The following is a 15,574-nucleotide window of genomic DNA, read 5'->3' on the forward strand; positions in this document are numbered from 1 at the left end:
ACTATATAAAAAATCATCAATACGAGTAGCAATATATATCGTATATTTGAGGAATGAAACAATGAAATGGCAAGGTAGACGCGGCAGTTCCAATGTGCGCACCAGCAGTGGTGGTGGCAAAATGATAGGCGGTGGTATCGGTGGTATTATTATTGCTGGCATTTTATGGCTGGTATTTGGGGTAAATCCAATGACCGCTTTACAGACGGGTCAAGTAGTAGCAGGCGGTGGCAATAGCAGTGCCTCTACCGAGCCTGCGACAAGTAACGATCGAGATACGCAGTTTGTCAAAGTAGTATTGGCTGATACTGAAGAAGTTTGGCATCAGATATTCAAAGAAGCAGGCAGCACCTATCAGGAGCCATCATTGATTCTCTTCAATGGTCAAGTTAGCTCAGCCTGCGGCAGTGCTAGCTCCGCGACGGGCCCATTTTATTGCCCAGGCGATCAGACTGTCTATCTAGACAAATCTTTCTTTGTAGAAATGCGCCAAAATCTCGGTATAACGGGTGATAAGCAAGGCTCTGGCGACCAAGATAATCAAGGTAAAGCGGGTGATTTTGCGCAAGCTTATGTTATTGCGCATGAAGTTGGTCACCACGTACAGACTTTGTTAGGCATCAGCCAGCAAGTTAATGAAGCCAGCCGTCAAGTCACTCGTGCACAAGCCAATAAGCTATCCGTACTACAAGAACTGCAAGCTGATTGTTTTGCTGGAGTTTGGGCACAACGTAACCAAGAGCGTGTACAGTTTTTGGAGGCAGGTGATATCGATGAGGCCATCAATGCCGCTGGTCAAATCGGTGATGATCGTTTAGCGCGTGCTAGCGGTGGAGCAGTCGTACCTGATAATTTCACTCATGGTACCAGTCAGCAGCGTGTTCAGTGGTTCACTCGTGGTTTGGAAAGTGGCAACGTGCAGTCTTGTGATACTTTTAGCGGGGCATTATAGTCAGTATCGCTATGATATTTTAGCGTATTAACTATCGCCTAAAAAAGGCGATCCAACAAAAAGCCTGCAACATCGATTGCAGGCTTTTTGTATTTTAGAGCGTTTTAGACATATTCAATTTAGACATATTCAATAGATTTAAAATACACACAGTTGAAATGCTTAAAAACGGTCTTGATAGCACCAAATAATCATTTAGCGATTATCTGCTGTTGTTAAGAATATAAGCACCAGCGCCACCTACTGCAGCACCACCAAGTGCGCCACGAGCGATGTCTTTGCTATCGCCGCCACTTCTAATAAGTGCACCAGCAGCAGCGCCGGCAGCAGCACCTTTAGCGGTATTGCTCAAGCCACTATTGTATCCATTAGTTGCACAGCCACCCATGATAAGGGCAGAGCTAGTAAGGGCAGTCATTGCGATAGTTTTAGCAAATTTCATAGTATCACCTGTTAGGTTATCAAGTTAGTTTATCAAAATCAAAATACGATATTTTTATTACCACTAATTTTAATACCGATAGTAAGCTGTATTAAAATATTTGGGCAAGTATCTTAGAATAATCTATTGTGCTACCGCAAGACATACAAAGGTCTGCATTAGTAAGGATTACATCAAGGATGTTAAATATCTCGAAAATTATACCGCTATTAACACGTGATAGCAGAGTATATCTATACTGGCTCCTATACTAACCCATATAATAATTTCTAGGCGTAGTAAAAGCGCTAAGCTTTGCAAATAGCCTGTAAAGGATGTTTCTCCACTGTATCGTTGGTAGGGGTTTTGCTTAGGGTTATTGTATTTATATTGATAGTAAGCTAACTGTTTTTGAAAATAGCACTTTTGGCGTTTAATCGTTAGGTGTTAGGGTATGTTCTCATTTCTATTGCCATTTTTTATATATTCAGGACATGCCTGAATATATAAAAAATGAATACAAAACGAAAAGACCGCACGAGTGCGGTCTTTTCTACTTAAGTTGCTTATTTATTGAGTATGGGAAGGCAGCACGGATCTATCATTAGTTCTGTGATTTACGTTTCATCTGCTCAAAGAATTCGTCATTAGTTTTCGCTTCTTTTAAGCGGTCTAGTAAGAACTCAGTGGCTTGTACACCATCCATCGGCTGTAATAGCTTGCGTAAAATCCAAACCTTGCGCAGTTTATCTTCATCAAGCAGACGCTCTTCACGGCGTGTACCAGATTTTTTGATATTAATCGCAGGGAAGACACGTTTTTCAGCCAGATCGCGCTCAAGCGTAATCTCTTGGTTACCAGTACCTTTGAACTCTTCAAAGATAACGCTGTCCATTTTACTACCCGTATCGATAAGCGCACTGGCAATAATGGTCAAACTGCCGCCTTCTTCAACATTACGAGCAGCACCGAAGAAGCGTTTTGGGCGCTCTAACGCATTGGCGTCTAGACCACCGGTCAATACTTTACCTGATGATGGAATCACGGTGTTGTAAGCACGCGCCAAACGAGTAATCGAATCCAGTAAAATAACCACGTCTTGTTTGTGCTCGACCAAACGTTTGGCTTTTTCAATAACCATTTCAGCGACTTGTACATGACGCTGTGGCGGCTCATCAAAGGTAGAGGCAACCACTTCACCGCGTACCGTACGTACCATTTCGGTGACTTCTTCTGGACGCTCATCAATCAATAGGACGATTAAGTAGCATTCAGGGTTATTACGAGTAATCGACTGAGCAATGGTTTGTAGCAGCATCGTTTTACCCGCTTTTGGCGGTGCGACGATGATAGAACGCTGACCTTTACCAATCGGCGCGATTAGGTCGATGATACGACCCGTCAGATCCTCAGTAGTGCCGTTACCAAGCTCGAGTTTTAAATGCTCAGTTGGGAATAGAGGTGTCAGGTTTTCAAAGATAAGCTTATGGCGTGAGCGATCTGGGGTATCAAAGTTGATTTCACCAACTTTCAATAACGCAAAATAACGTTCAGAATCTTTCGGTGGACGAATCGTACCAGCGATACTATCACCCGTCTTCAGACTAAAGCGGCGAATTTGGCTAGGGCTGACATAAATGTCATCAGGACCGGCTAAGTATGAGCCTTCTGATGAGCGCAAAAAGCCAAAACCATCCGGAAGAACCTCAAGTACGCCGTCACCATAAATGGCTTCACCGTTCCGCGCATGGGTTTTTAGGATAGCAAAGATGATGTCTTGTTTACGGCTACGCGCCATATTATCAAGACCCATTTCTTTGGCGATAGCCAATAGCTCAGCGATTGATTTTTTCTTTAATTCAGTAAGATTCATAGATAGGTCATTAGCAATTGATCAGATGAGAGATGCCATTAGCAGCACAAGTCACGACAGTGATTAAAACAACGATAGTATGGTGATAGAGGGTGCGTGCACAGAGCTGGATTTATGTAGTTTGGATATTACGTGTCAGCTTATATACGAATTGCAATCGTTTATGCAAGGTAATAAGAAATAAGGATAAAGAAGTCTACATAAGAGTCTGCGTCAAAAACTCAATATCAGTAATTGTGTTTAGTCATTTCGTTCAGCAATGGTGTTTATAACGACGATTGTGTTTTTGTTGATAAACACGAGGAGAATAGCGATAAGACAGTTAGGAAAACCGTTAGTTTTCTGTTGTCAGCAGACTATACGGTCTTCACAATAGCATTGTCAATAAATTTTGCCAAAAAAGTCGTCTAATTGAGTTTTTTGCATAAAAAACAAGCAAAAAAGCCACTATCTACGTTAGATAATGACTTTTTCGACGGTGTTGCTGTCTCTTTAGAATGCTTATGCAAAACGAGCAAGTCTCGACTTAGAGATGCTTGTCTAACACTTTTGCCAATTCAGCTTTTGGCTGTAGACCCATCACTGAGTCAATTTTTTCGCCATCTTTAAAGACAAATAGTGTTGGGATATTACGGATACCAAAACGGCTGGCTGCTTGTGGGTTGCTATCCACATCAACTTTGACGATTTTAACTTTGCCTTGGTACTCAGTGGCTAGATCTTCTAAAATAGGGGCGATTGCTTTACAAGGACCACACCATGCTGCCCAGAAGTCTACCAATACTGGCACATCTGATTGCAATACGTCTTTGTCAAAGTCGGCATCGGTAGTATGTAAAATAAGGTCTGACATAATTTATCTCTCTTGTTTTATTATTTCTATCGCCATCCATCAACCAATATATTTTTTGCATAATAGAATGATGAGTGACCAAAGAAGCGTTTAGAAGTGGTTAAAATGTGCCATTATATTAACATGTTTGTTCGGGGTTAACAGATGCAGGCTGGTTAAATTGTTTAACAATTACGATTAGCACAATAAATCGACACATAACGACACAGGCATGGTTTTATCTGTCACTTGATAATACTGTCTGTGTTTTTTACTCAAAAATAAGCGGTTTATAACACTATATCTATACTCTAATATCTACCACTTAAGACAGCTTTCATATGCAAGCTCATTAATCATTCAAGCCCATTTATATAAGTGCCCATTTTTATGCCTTTTACTGCTGAAGAAGTCAACGCCCTCAATGCTCAAGAAAACGCCTATCCGCTTGAGTTTTTTCAAGCCTTTGCGCAACAGATTACTGTCTACGAAGATGATGATATTTGGGTGGTTGATAAGCCTGTAGGTCTGTTGAGTGTCGATGGCAAAACGCTCAAGGTCAGTTTGCTGGCGAGACTTGAGCGTGCCAATCCCGCAGTCAAGCTGATTCATCGTCTGGATATGGATACCTCAGGGTTGCTCATTTTTGCCAAAAATGCTGCCGCACAAACCCATATTAGTAAGCAATTCATTGAACGTTTGCCACAAAAAAAATATCAGGCACGCGTCTTTGGAGAGTGGGAGCGTGTCGGCGCAACGGGTGAGATATCTATACCAGTGCGCTATGAGCCGGAGACGAAACCGCGCCATATCGTCGATCCTAGCTGGTCAAAGCATGCCTTAACTTTATATGAAGTCATCAGCCATGAGCAATGCAACGGTCAGACAGTCACGCGCGTAATGCTAAAGCCGGTCACGGGTCGTAGTCATCAGCTGCGCGTCCATATGGTGCATGTTGGTCATGTGATGATTGGCGATCCTATTTATGCAGAAGGCACGGCTTTAGCGATTGCGCCAAGGCTTAATCTCCATGCCCAGCAATTGCGTCTCAAGCATCCTACGCTTGGTGCGTGGATGGATTGGGAAAGCCCAAGCCCTTTTTAAATGAATTTATGCCAAATTTTTTAAACCCATCATGCAAAAACAAGGAACGTATTATGCTTGATATGACGGCAGCCAAACAGGCAGTTAAGAAACGCTTCAAAGCTCAATCGGCACTCTCAGACACACCAGTGAATTATGAAGTACTGATTATTGGTGCAGGAATTGCCGGTATTGGTATGGCGTGCCGATTGCAGCAGCAAAAACACAAAGGACTGTTTGGTCATAAAAATCCAGGTAAGCAGAAACGCAAATCATCAAAGCAACAGCAGAAAAGTGCACAGCGGTTTTTGGTGTTAGAAAAACGAGCAGATTTGGGTGGTACATGGGATTTATTCACCTATCCAGGCATCCGCTCTGACTCTGATGCCTTGACGTTTGGCTACAGTTTCAGACCATGGCTAAATCATAGGATTTTGGCAAAAGGCGGTGATATTAAAAGCTATATTGCTGATACGGCGCGTGAGTGTGGTATCAGCGAACATATTCGCTATCAACACGAGGTAAAGCAGCTATCGTGGTCAAGTAGCCATCAACAATGGACGGCGACGGTAAAAAATCATGCCAGCGGTGAGGTGTTTACGGTAACGGCAAAGTTCGTCGTTGGCGCCACGGGTTACTATGATTATGAACAAGGTTATCGTCCTTCTTTTAATAAAGAAGCAGATTTTCAAGGTGAAATCATTCATCCGCAGCATTGGCAAAATGTGGATTATGACGATAAGAAGGTAGTCATTATCGGTAGTGGTGCTACAGCGATGACATTGCTGCCAGCTTTGGTGGATGAAACTGGTGGGCAATGCGCGCGTCACGTCACTATGCTACAGCGTTCTCCCACGTATGTGGCAAGTGTACCGGGCGATGATTATACGCTTGATTGGCTAGCAGGTAAATTTTCACCATTGTCAAAAGAGCAAGCTTATACGCTGCTGCGTACTCGTAATGTATTGATTCAGCAAGGTACTTATCGAGCGGCTATATTGGCACCCAAGCTTATGAAAGCGTTATTAAAACGCGGTGTCAAAACAGAGCTAAAAGGTAGCGGTATCGATGTGGCGCATTTTGTACCGGACTATAATCCTTGGGATCAGCGGATATGTGCGGTGCCAGACAGTGATTTATTCAAAGCATTGCATGGCAAACGCGCCAGCGTCGTCACCGATCAAATCAGTCATTTTACCAAGACGGGCATCATGCTCGAATCGGGTAACTCTCTCGATGCTGATATCATCGTCACAGCGACAGGACTAAAGCTACAAATGCTCGGCGGTGCCAAAGTATATATTGACGGGCAGGCGATAGATATTGGTTCGCGCATGACTTATAAAGCGGTCATGATTGAAGATATACCAAATATGATGGCACTGTTTGGCTATACCAATGCCTCATGGACGCTAAAGATTGATTTGGCCTGTCAGTATGTGATGCGACTGCTGGGCTATATGCATCAGCATCGCTATCAAGTGGTATTGCCACAAGCACAGACTAAAGATGCCAAAGCGCTTACACAGAAAGATACGGTGATGGGCGCGCTATCCTCAGGATATGTCAAGCGCGCTCAACATGAGCTACCCAAGCAAGGCGATATATATCCTTGGCGGGTGACAAACAACTATCTAAGCGACCGCATTATGCTCAAACATCGCAAAATAAAAGATGATTGGTTACGTTTTAGTCGTTAAGGTCGCTTGGTTACAGTCATTTGCTCAATGTTTTTTAATGGCCATTAATAAAATCAGTAACTTGATTGCTTAAGATCTGCCACAAGGTTTCTTGTGCACTTTTGCTGCCCCACGCATTATGCGGGCTAAATATAACGCGGGGATGCTTGGCAATGGTTAATAAAGGGTCGTCAGCAGTGATGGGCTCTTGTTCAAACACATCGCTGGCGTAGCCGATGATTTGCTCATTGTTAATGGCATCAGTCAGCGCTTGGCTATCCACGATGCCACCACGAGCGACATTGACGATGAGCGGCTGTTTGACCATTTTTGCTAAAGTATCTGCATTAATTAGGTGCTGAGTTTTCTTGTTTAATGGGCAATGCAAGCTCAGTACATCAGACTGTGCCAGTACGTCGTCAAACGCGGTATAGTCGTCATTGCGCGGTGCGCGTCCTTGCTGCTCCGCCCACAATACTGTCATTCCAAAAGCGCGCGCAATATCGGTCACACGTTTGCCAATAGTGCCAACGCCAATGATACCTAGCGTTTTATCTTCCAAATCTATTAGCGGAATATCCAGTAGGCAAAAATTACCGTTTGCTTGCCATGTGCCATCAGCGACTTTTTGATGATAATAAATACCTGCGCGCATGGCGTTGAGCATGAGCATAAAGGTATGTTCGGGCACACTTTTGACTGCATAACCTGCGACATTATAAAGCGCCACATGGTGCTCAACACAAGCGTCTTGATCGACGTTGTTCATACCAGTAGCGGTCAGTTGAATGAGCTTGAGCTTGGGCAATTTACTTATCACTTCAGCGCTGATTTGCACTTTATTGGTAATAATGATGTCGGCGTCTTTGCAGCGCTCTACAATAACAGCAGCATCTTTTGGGGTATCATCATAAGTGAGGTAGTCGCTGATGCCTGCTGGGGCTGGCAAGTCGATGCCATCAGAAAAAGTGCCTTTATCTAAAAAAACCGCGCGCATGGTTATTCCTTATTAAATAGTTATTTTTAAATGATTTTAATAATGATCGACTTAATGTAGCACGTTGGTGATTTTAGTCAAAAAGGTCGTTAAAAAGTCCAAAGCAAAAAACCTCTACTTCAATATTGAAATAGAGGTTTTGTTGATTGAGACAGTAGTCTTTTGTGCTTATTTAGTCTTATGTACTTATAAAGAGAAACGCTTACGCAGTTTACCAATAAGGCTACGTACGCGACTGCTTAAATCAATACGCACGTCGTTTTCAGGGTCATGCTCGACTTCATAGCGTTTGACCAAATCAGGGCTGGCTTTGAGTTTCGTATGATGCTGAAACGCACGGTTGACGCTAATCTCAAGCAGGCTGGCGCGCATCGGTTTCGGCAAGCAGCGATAGACCTGACCTTTATTAATCAAATCAATCAGCAAGCCAGCATCTTGAAACTCAGTCTGTACCAAAACCACCAAATGCGGTGCATCTTGTTTTAAAGTAAAGATAATCGGCGCGATATTCTCGCCGCTGACATTGATATCGGTGATACAAACACCGATATCTTCATTCGCCAAATAATCGTACGCTTCCTCTAAACTCTCAGCGTGCAGTACTTTATAACTGTGAGAAAATTGCTTACGTATTTGCTCAATCAACTCATTGGTTTCATCGATCACTAGCAGCGTTTGCTTATTACCTGAACTGTCGAATTGATCGGCATCTTCGTCTGGATTATAGGTCAAGGCGACTTCGGTAGCGCGTCCGACCACGGTGATCAGCTCTTCAGATTTACAAGGCTTAGTCAAATAACGATAAATCTCACCATCGTTAATAGAGCCAATAATGGCGTTTAAATCGGCATAGCCCGTCAATAAAATACGCATGGTAGACGGTGAGACATCTTTTACTTCACGTAAGATATCCACACCAACTCGCTCAGGCATCCGCTGGTCACTGACCGCCACGTGTACATGGTTGTTCTTGATATAGTCAATATACTCAGTCGGGTCGGTGGTGATAAACACGTCATGGGTCTTACGAAACAGCAGTTTCATAGACCGTAAAATGCGTTGTTCATCGTCGATAAATGCCAACTTCGGCTTTGACTCAGCGCTGCTTTCAACTGTGGTTAAGTCATTTTCTAATTCATTCATGATGATATCCTTATGATGATGAATAATAGTCGTTAAATATCTAAATATGTTCTACATAACAGGACAGCTGACCCAGCGCTTACGCGACTAGGTTTTGCTCTGTTAAGTTATTATTAATCGGCAGTATTAACGTAAATGTGGTGCCAACGCCTTCGGTCGATACGACTTTGATATCGCCATTATGTTGCTCCATAATTTGCTGGCTGATTGCCATACCAAGACCTGTGCCTTCGCCTGCGCCTTTGGTCGTAAAGAACGGCTCAAAGATTTGATTGAGAACTTCTGGACTCATACCTTTACCGTTGTCGATCACATCAATATAAACATTGTGATCATCGGCACGGGTGCGCACTTCGATTTTGCCATCAGGTTTTTCTCCCATAGCTTGCGCGGCATTGTTCAGTAGATTGACCAAGACTTGGTTAATTTGCGACGGTGAGCATTTCACTTCAGGCGTGGGCGCAAAATCAGTCACAATCTCTTGATGTCTAATGGAGTTGCCAGCGATTTTAAGCGAGGCTTCGATACATTCGCGCACATCGATGGTTTTCACTTTTGACTCATCAAGACGGGCAAAGTTACGTAGATTTAGTACCATTTCAGTGATTTGCTCGACGCCAAATAACGAATCTTTAATCAGCTCTTTTAATTCAGCTGATAGGTCATCTTCTTGGATTTCATCAGAAGCACGGATAATATCCGCCAATAGCTTGTCAATTTTTCCATCAGCCGCCGCGTCAGTTTTAACGCTTTTTAATCCTTGTACCAATTCAATCAGCTCTTCGTATTGCTCAGTTAACTGGCCAATAATTTCAAGGTTATTTTGCACGTATGATAAAGGTGTGTTCACTTCATGAGCAACGCCTGCCACCATTTGTCCCAACGTTGCCATTTTTTCTGAACGAATCAATTGCAACTGCGAATTTTTCAGCTCTTTTAGCGTTTCTTGTAGCTCAGCAGTACGTTCTTCGACTTTAATCTCTAGCTGTTGGTTAATGTTGGCAAGCTTACCTTCGTTAGACTGGATTCGGCCTAGTAGGTCATTAATAGAGCCGTTCACCAGTCCAATCTCGTTGCGACCTTCTGCGAATTTAACCTCGCTCAGCTTATTGTATTGCTTATTATTAATTAAGTTTTCCGCTTCAGAGATTTTATCAGTGGTTTCTTTCAAGGGTTTGAATGCTAAGAAAGTCAGCATGAAGTAAATGACGCCCGCTGTGATAAGTAGCGCTAATGCAATCCAGTTAACCAAGTTTTCACTGAGATTATCTGCAATGGCGTTAATTTCAGCATCAGGTTGGACAACGATCAGCTTCCAATAAGTCTCAGGAATCTCAAACACATAGGCTTGACTGCCGTTATAGTAACTGTCTTTTGCCAGCTCAAAGCTCTGTAATAAGCGGCTGTCCATGGCGTTTTGCTTGTTTTTACCATTATTTAGGTAAGCAGCGTAGTTAACAAGATAATAACCTTTTGCCGTACCAGTTTCAGCTTTATCAAGCGTGGTCAGTACCTGCTGAACTTGTGGTGAGACGCTGGCGGCGACTTGTTCGATGATCTCATTACGTTGGACATCTAAGAAATCAAGCACGGGTTGCCAAGCAGGGTCTGAGTTGATGACTTGTTTGATATCAAGCGGCGTACCCGTTTTCTCATCAATATAGCTTAAGCGTTCAGGGTTAGAGGAGGCGATCACCTTGTCACTATTATCCAAGAGTAGAATGTAGCCTGAGCCTGAGCTTTCGCTTAACTTGACGATGTTCTCTTGTAGCTGATTCAGCGTAAAGTTAACCGTACTGGCACCCCAAAACTGATTGTCACGCTCGATTGCCACACCGCAGCTCATCGCAAGCTCGCCTTTGGTTTGGCTGGCGCGTACATGGTTCCAAATACAGCTCTCAGGTTTGAGCAACTTTAAGACGCTAAACCAATCTTCTTGATAATAAGGATTGGTAGGATTTGGATCGCTCAACACCGCTTGATAATCACCGTTTTGACGCACCATCAAAAATGGATGGGTCGCGGTATTTGCCCCAAGTGCACCTTTTTCAGGCCAAATGCCACCACTACCCAGTAAGTTATAATCACGCTTATCAAAGGCATTGGCAGTACTGGTTTGTAAAATCGCCTCTTCTGTGGGCAAGGTTTGCGCGCTTTGCTGTAGTAGCAAGGCACTACGCATTACCCGATTGATATCGGCTGAAATACTATTTACCGCGGTATTGCCACGTTCAGCCACCAATTTTGCAGATTCAAGGCGAATTTTCTCATAGCCCTCTTTATCAACAACATAAACGACGACCGCCAGTACGACCGCAAAAGCAATAAATAAAATAGTGGTTACTTGGGTACTGACTTGATTAAAAAAGCCAACTTTTTTGGAGGCACTCATGATGGTGATAGTCCTTGGATAATAGTGACCACGAAGAAGAGTGCCAATGCTAGGTATTGGTGGCAATCAATTAGGTGGTAATGCGTAATCTTAATTAAAATGGTCTGTACATATGGCAAAAAATTAAAACTATAACTTTACTCTCATAACTTAACCGACTTAACTATTGATAGTTTTATAACTTAAAGGACTATAAAAGGCCATACTGTGCCCGTAAACCCTGAAGGATAATTAATCATGAATACTAGGCGGCAAAAGAGTATGGGTAGACGTGAGTTTGAATAAGTCAGGTAAGAAAGAAGAAATGTTTTATTGCATTTCTTAACAATACAGAATCAATTTTATAATGACAATATTTTTTCTTTACTTGCGAGTCGTTATCTTATTGTTTTATATGACCAACTTATGCTTGGCGTTGATATAATCTTGCAATAATCTGCTCTTGAAAAGTCAACTTAGCGCACTCATCTAGCTGCTAACGTTATATAATGGTCGGCTTTATCTTGCGACCTAGCTAATGAGCTGACGCTGCCGGTATGGCCGGCGACCTCTCAGACTATTAAGTAATGACATCGCGCTAGTGATTCACGCTAGCAACTCTCATTATGAGCTATCTATTTTTTCCTATTATCTGAGTACAAAAGACATCGCCCTATGACTATCTCTATCGCTTCATTGCACAATACTGAATTTGCCGTTGGTCAACGTTATTTATCTGATACGGAGTCCGAGCTGGGCTTGGGTGTGGTCATCGATGTAGATGACCGATGTGTGCACATTCTATTTCCACAAAGTGAAGAGACGCGCGTCTACGCCAAAAACTCCGCGCCATTATCACGCGTGGTGTTTAAAGTCGGCGATAGTATTTCTGATCAAGCGGGTAAAAGCTATACCGTAACCGCGGTCGAAGAAGTGATGGGTGTACTCAAATACAGTGTCGATGAGCATGAACGAGGCATTATGGAAACCCGTCTTGCTGCCAATATTACGCTTGCTAAGCCGCTTGAGCGTCTGCTGGCTGGTCGGATTGAGCGTGGTGATTGGTATGAGCTGCGTCAAGATATCTTGCGTATGCAGTCGGCGCTAGCGGGTCATCCGCTTAAAGGCTTGATGGGTGCGCGTGTCGATATCATTGAGCATCAGCTCTATATCGCTCATGAAGTTGGCAAACGTATCGCACCGCGTGTGTTGCTTGCTGACGAAGTTGGTTTGGGCAAAACCATCGAAGCGGGTTTGATTATTAATCAACAGTTGTTGACATTCAAAGCTGAGCGTGTACTCATTCTTGTACCAGATAGTTTGCAATATCAGTGGATGATTGAGCTGCGTCGTCGTTTTAATCTAAATTTTGCCTTATTTGATTTGGTACGTGCAGCAGCCATTAAAGAACACGATCCTGAGCAAAACGTCTTTGCCACTGAGCAATGTATCATTGCGGGTATGGATTTATTACTCGATCACCCTGATTTGTACGACCAAGCGATGGATGCAGGGTTTGATTTATTGGTGGTTGATGAGGCGCATCACCTGCATTGGGATGAGGCGCAAGGCGGCAATGATAAATATGACTTGATTGCTGATTTTGCTGAAGAAACGCCAGGGGTCATGCTATTGACAGCGACGCCAGAGCAGCTTGGGGCACAAAGTCACTTTGCTCGTTTGCGTTTGCTCGATCCGGATCGCTTTGATGATTTGGATGAGTTTATTGATGGTCAAGAAGCCTTTGCTGAAACGGCTGCTGTCGCTGGTGTATTGATAGAAGATAAGCCATTAAGCGACAGTCAAATTGCCGCTTTAAGCAGCTTGTTAGACATCAGTCTTGATGAGTTGGCAACGATTAATGATGACGAAAAATTGCGTACTTATGCGCTCAACGAGCTATTAGATCGTCATGGTACAGGTCGTATTCTATTCCGTAATACCCGTGAAAGTGTGAAAGGGTTCTATGGTCGTAGCAGCCAGCCGTACCCATTGGCATTACCTGCCGCATGGAAAGACAGCTATCAAACCAATGGTAAATTGCGTGAGCAGCTATGGGGCGAAGAAAACCAACCTGATGGCGGCTGGCTAGAAGATGACCCACGCGTGCCTTGGTTGATTGATATTTTGCGCGGCGAGCTTAAGCACAAAAAAGTGCTGTTGATTGCCCGTAGTGGCGCGACGGTTGAGAGCTTGGAGGCGGTATTACGCTTACATGCTGGTATTAAAACCGCTATCTTTACTGAGCAGATGACCTTACTTGAGCGTGACCAAGCAGCGGCGTTTTTTGCCGATAGCGAAGGCGCTCAGATATTGTTGTGCTCGGAGATTGGTTCGGAAGGTCGTAACTTCCAGTTTGCCAGCCAGCTGATATTGTGGGATTTGCCAGCCAATCCAGATACCTTAGAGCAGCGTATTGGTCGCCTAGATCGTATCGGACAAACGCAGCAAATTATGCTCCATGTGCCTTATGTACAAGGCACAGCACAAGAGCGTCTGTATAAATGGTATCACGACGCGTTGAATATGTTTAATCAAATCTCTCCAACGGCGCAGAGCGTGCAAGAGCAGTATATCCAAGAGCTAAAGCCCATGCTTGAAGGCGCGGATACTGACGAGAACCGTGCGATACTACAAGATATCATCGAAGAAGCGAAACAGACGCGATTGGGGTTAGAGGCACAGCTACAAGCGGGTCGTGATCGCCTATTAGAATACAACTCGTGTCGCCCACGTGTTGCCAAACGTATCGCTGACGCCATGCGCGATTTTGATAGTCATAATCTATTGCCGCAGTTTATTGAGCGCTTTTTTGCCTCAGCCAATATCGATCACAATATCCAGCGCGATGGCTCGTGGGTGATTGCTCCGATTGACAGCACTGAAATTAGTGATTATATCGATGGTCTGCCACTCGGTGACGAAGACGGTATGACGTTGACATTCGAGCGTGAGCAAGCACTACAGCGTGAAGATATCGAATTTATCACTCACGAACATCCATTGATGCGCGCGATTTATGAGTTGGCGAGTACCAGCACCTTTGGTAATACCACGGTGGCGATGCTAAAAAGTTCTGCTGTACCACAAGGTATGGTGCTGCTCGAAGTGAATTTCCGCGTTGAAGCCATTGCGCCAAGGTTACTCAATTTACCCGCGACGCTGACCACGCAAAATATCCGTGTATTTATCAGTGAGCAAGGCAGTGATTTGTCCTCGCGTATCAGTGCGGAGATGATTATGCCGCATATTGAGCGTCTGGATAAAAACCGTGCTCGCCAAGTCATTAAAGTACGCGGTGATGTGATTGAGCAGCGTTATTATGAAGCGGAAGAGATTGCCCGTCAGCAGCTTGCTGAGATTGGCGAACAAGCCAGTGCCCGTTTTAGCCAGCAGTGGTCACGTGAAATCAAACGCCTAAAGCATCTACAAACGATTAATCCTAATGTACGCCCTGCCGAAATTGAGCGCTTGGAGCAGCTAAAAGCCCAAGGTGAGCAAGCACTAGGTAGTCTGTTATTAGTCCCAGACTCCATCCGTGTGTTAGTGGCAGTGAAGCCATAAATGTAAATGATCAAAAGAACGAGATGTTTAATAGCATCTCGTTTTTTTATGATTAATATCGTTTATATTAGGGCGTGTCCTCAATTCAATCGATTATCTTCTAAATGGGCTAAAAAAGGCTAAAAATGGCTAAATTTTGCCAAACATCGTCAAATAGCTTATCAATATCTCGATATTATTTGCGCTACTTTCCTTGTTTGACGACAATTTATCTCATTTTTATGACCATTTTTAAAATGAGGACACGCCCTAGAGCGCGCCTTAAGGCATGTTAAGCAAAAATATCAACATGATATTGCCAAGTGAGCGTCGCTCTCTAGTCAAAGCCATCGATATTGGGTAAGATGTTTATCTTTTCGATTTATAGCCCATTCGCTATAAAAGGGTGAGCGCATCTCGTGTGAAGTATCACATATACCTTTGTACTCGATGGCTTTGTACTTCTTTTAAGCTGAAACAACTATATAATAAATGCTGGTGATAGCGCTGCTATGACCGTGTTTTTTGCGCTAAAATTTTCGTGTTAAATCTCTCTTGTGCATTTTTAGCAAGTGATTTCATATTATTTTACATTCAAATGCAAAGTATCTTTTGTCTTTCGCGATATGATATTGATATCGTTGGGTGCGTATTTTCAGATGCTTAGCGTTTTTGATAAA

At 43.4% G+C, this 15,574-nt stretch carries 10 protein-coding genes; 4 read left to right on the top strand and 6 right to left on the bottom strand.

Going from position 1 to position 15,574, the window contains the following annotated elements; genetic code table 11:
• Positions 1-61: 61 nt before the first annotated feature.
• Positions 62-952 carry a KPN_02809 family neutral zinc metallopeptidase gene (gene ypfJ / locus ACT3S4_RS10520; RefSeq protein ID WP_045445932.1) on the top strand — a complete coding sequence of 297 codons (891 nt, stop codon included), beginning with the start codon at positions 62-64 and terminating at the stop codon, positions 950-952.
• Between the two features lie 202 nt (positions 953-1,154).
• Here ypfJ and ACT3S4_RS10525 read toward each other — a convergent pair whose 3' ends face one another.
• The 3 genes from ACT3S4_RS10525 to trxA form a co-directional block, all read right to left on the bottom strand.
• A complete protein-coding gene (locus tag ACT3S4_RS10525) occupies positions 1,155-1,394 on the bottom strand; it encodes a hypothetical protein (RefSeq protein ID WP_055125335.1) in 240 nt (79 codons plus the stop codon).
• 583 nt (positions 1,395-1,977) lie between these two features.
• Entirely contained in the window at positions 1,978-3,246 is a 1,269-nt protein-coding gene (rho, locus tag ACT3S4_RS10530) for a transcription termination factor Rho (protein ID WP_055125334.1), read from the bottom strand.
• A gap of 526 nt (positions 3,247-3,772) precedes the next feature.
• On the bottom strand, positions 3,773-4,099 hold the full coding sequence (gene trxA, locus ACT3S4_RS10535; protein WP_250163259.1) for a thioredoxin: 327 nt from the start codon (positions 4,097-4,099) through the stop codon (positions 3,773-3,775).
• A gap of 369 nt (positions 4,100-4,468) precedes the next feature.
• On the opposite strand from trxA, the gene ACT3S4_RS10540 reads away from it, so the two are divergent.
• Complete coding sequence (locus ACT3S4_RS10540) at positions 4,469-5,182, top strand: RluA family pseudouridine synthase (RefSeq protein WP_055125332.1); 714 nt, start codon at positions 4,469-4,471, stop codon at positions 5,180-5,182.
• Between the two features lie 53 nt (positions 5,183-5,235).
• Positions 5,236-6,861, top strand: a complete 1,626-nt coding sequence (locus tag ACT3S4_RS10545; protein ID WP_444761014.1) for a flavin-containing monooxygenase — start codon at positions 5,236-5,238, stop codon at positions 6,859-6,861.
• A 34-nt stretch (positions 6,862-6,895) separates the two neighbouring features.
• On the opposite strand, the gene ACT3S4_RS10550 is transcribed toward ACT3S4_RS10545, so the two are convergent.
• The 3 genes from ACT3S4_RS10550 to ACT3S4_RS10560 all read right to left on the bottom strand — a co-directional run bounded on the left by ACT3S4_RS10550 (position 6,896) and on the right by ACT3S4_RS10560 (position 11,372).
• Positions 6,896-7,837, bottom strand: coding sequence for a D-2-hydroxyacid dehydrogenase (locus tag ACT3S4_RS10550; protein WP_444761015.1), 942 nt, complete (start codon positions 7,835-7,837; stop codon positions 6,896-6,898).
• A 186-nt stretch (positions 7,838-8,023) separates the two neighbouring features.
• Positions 8,024-8,980, bottom strand: a complete 957-nt coding sequence (locus tag ACT3S4_RS10555; protein ID WP_444761016.1) for a response regulator — start codon at positions 8,978-8,980, stop codon at positions 8,024-8,026.
• 79 nt (positions 8,981-9,059) lie between these two features.
• Positions 9,060-11,372, bottom strand: coding sequence for a sensor histidine kinase (locus ACT3S4_RS10560; RefSeq protein ID WP_444761017.1), 2,313 nt, complete (start codon positions 11,370-11,372; stop codon positions 9,060-9,062).
• Between the two features lie 654 nt (positions 11,373-12,026).
• Here ACT3S4_RS10560 and rapA point away from each other — a divergent pair.
• Positions 12,027-14,915 carry an RNA polymerase-associated protein RapA gene (gene rapA / locus ACT3S4_RS10565; RefSeq protein ID WP_444761018.1) on the top strand — a complete coding sequence of 963 codons (2,889 nt, stop codon included), beginning with the start codon at positions 12,027-12,029 and terminating at the stop codon, positions 14,913-14,915.
• Positions 14,916-15,574: the final 659 nt, after the last annotated feature.

Origin of the sequence: Psychrobacter sp. AOP30-A2-5 (genome assembly GCF_052378115.1) — a bacterium.
In the GTDB taxonomy this organism is placed as follows: domain Bacteria; phylum Pseudomonadota; class Gammaproteobacteria; order Pseudomonadales; family Moraxellaceae; genus Psychrobacter.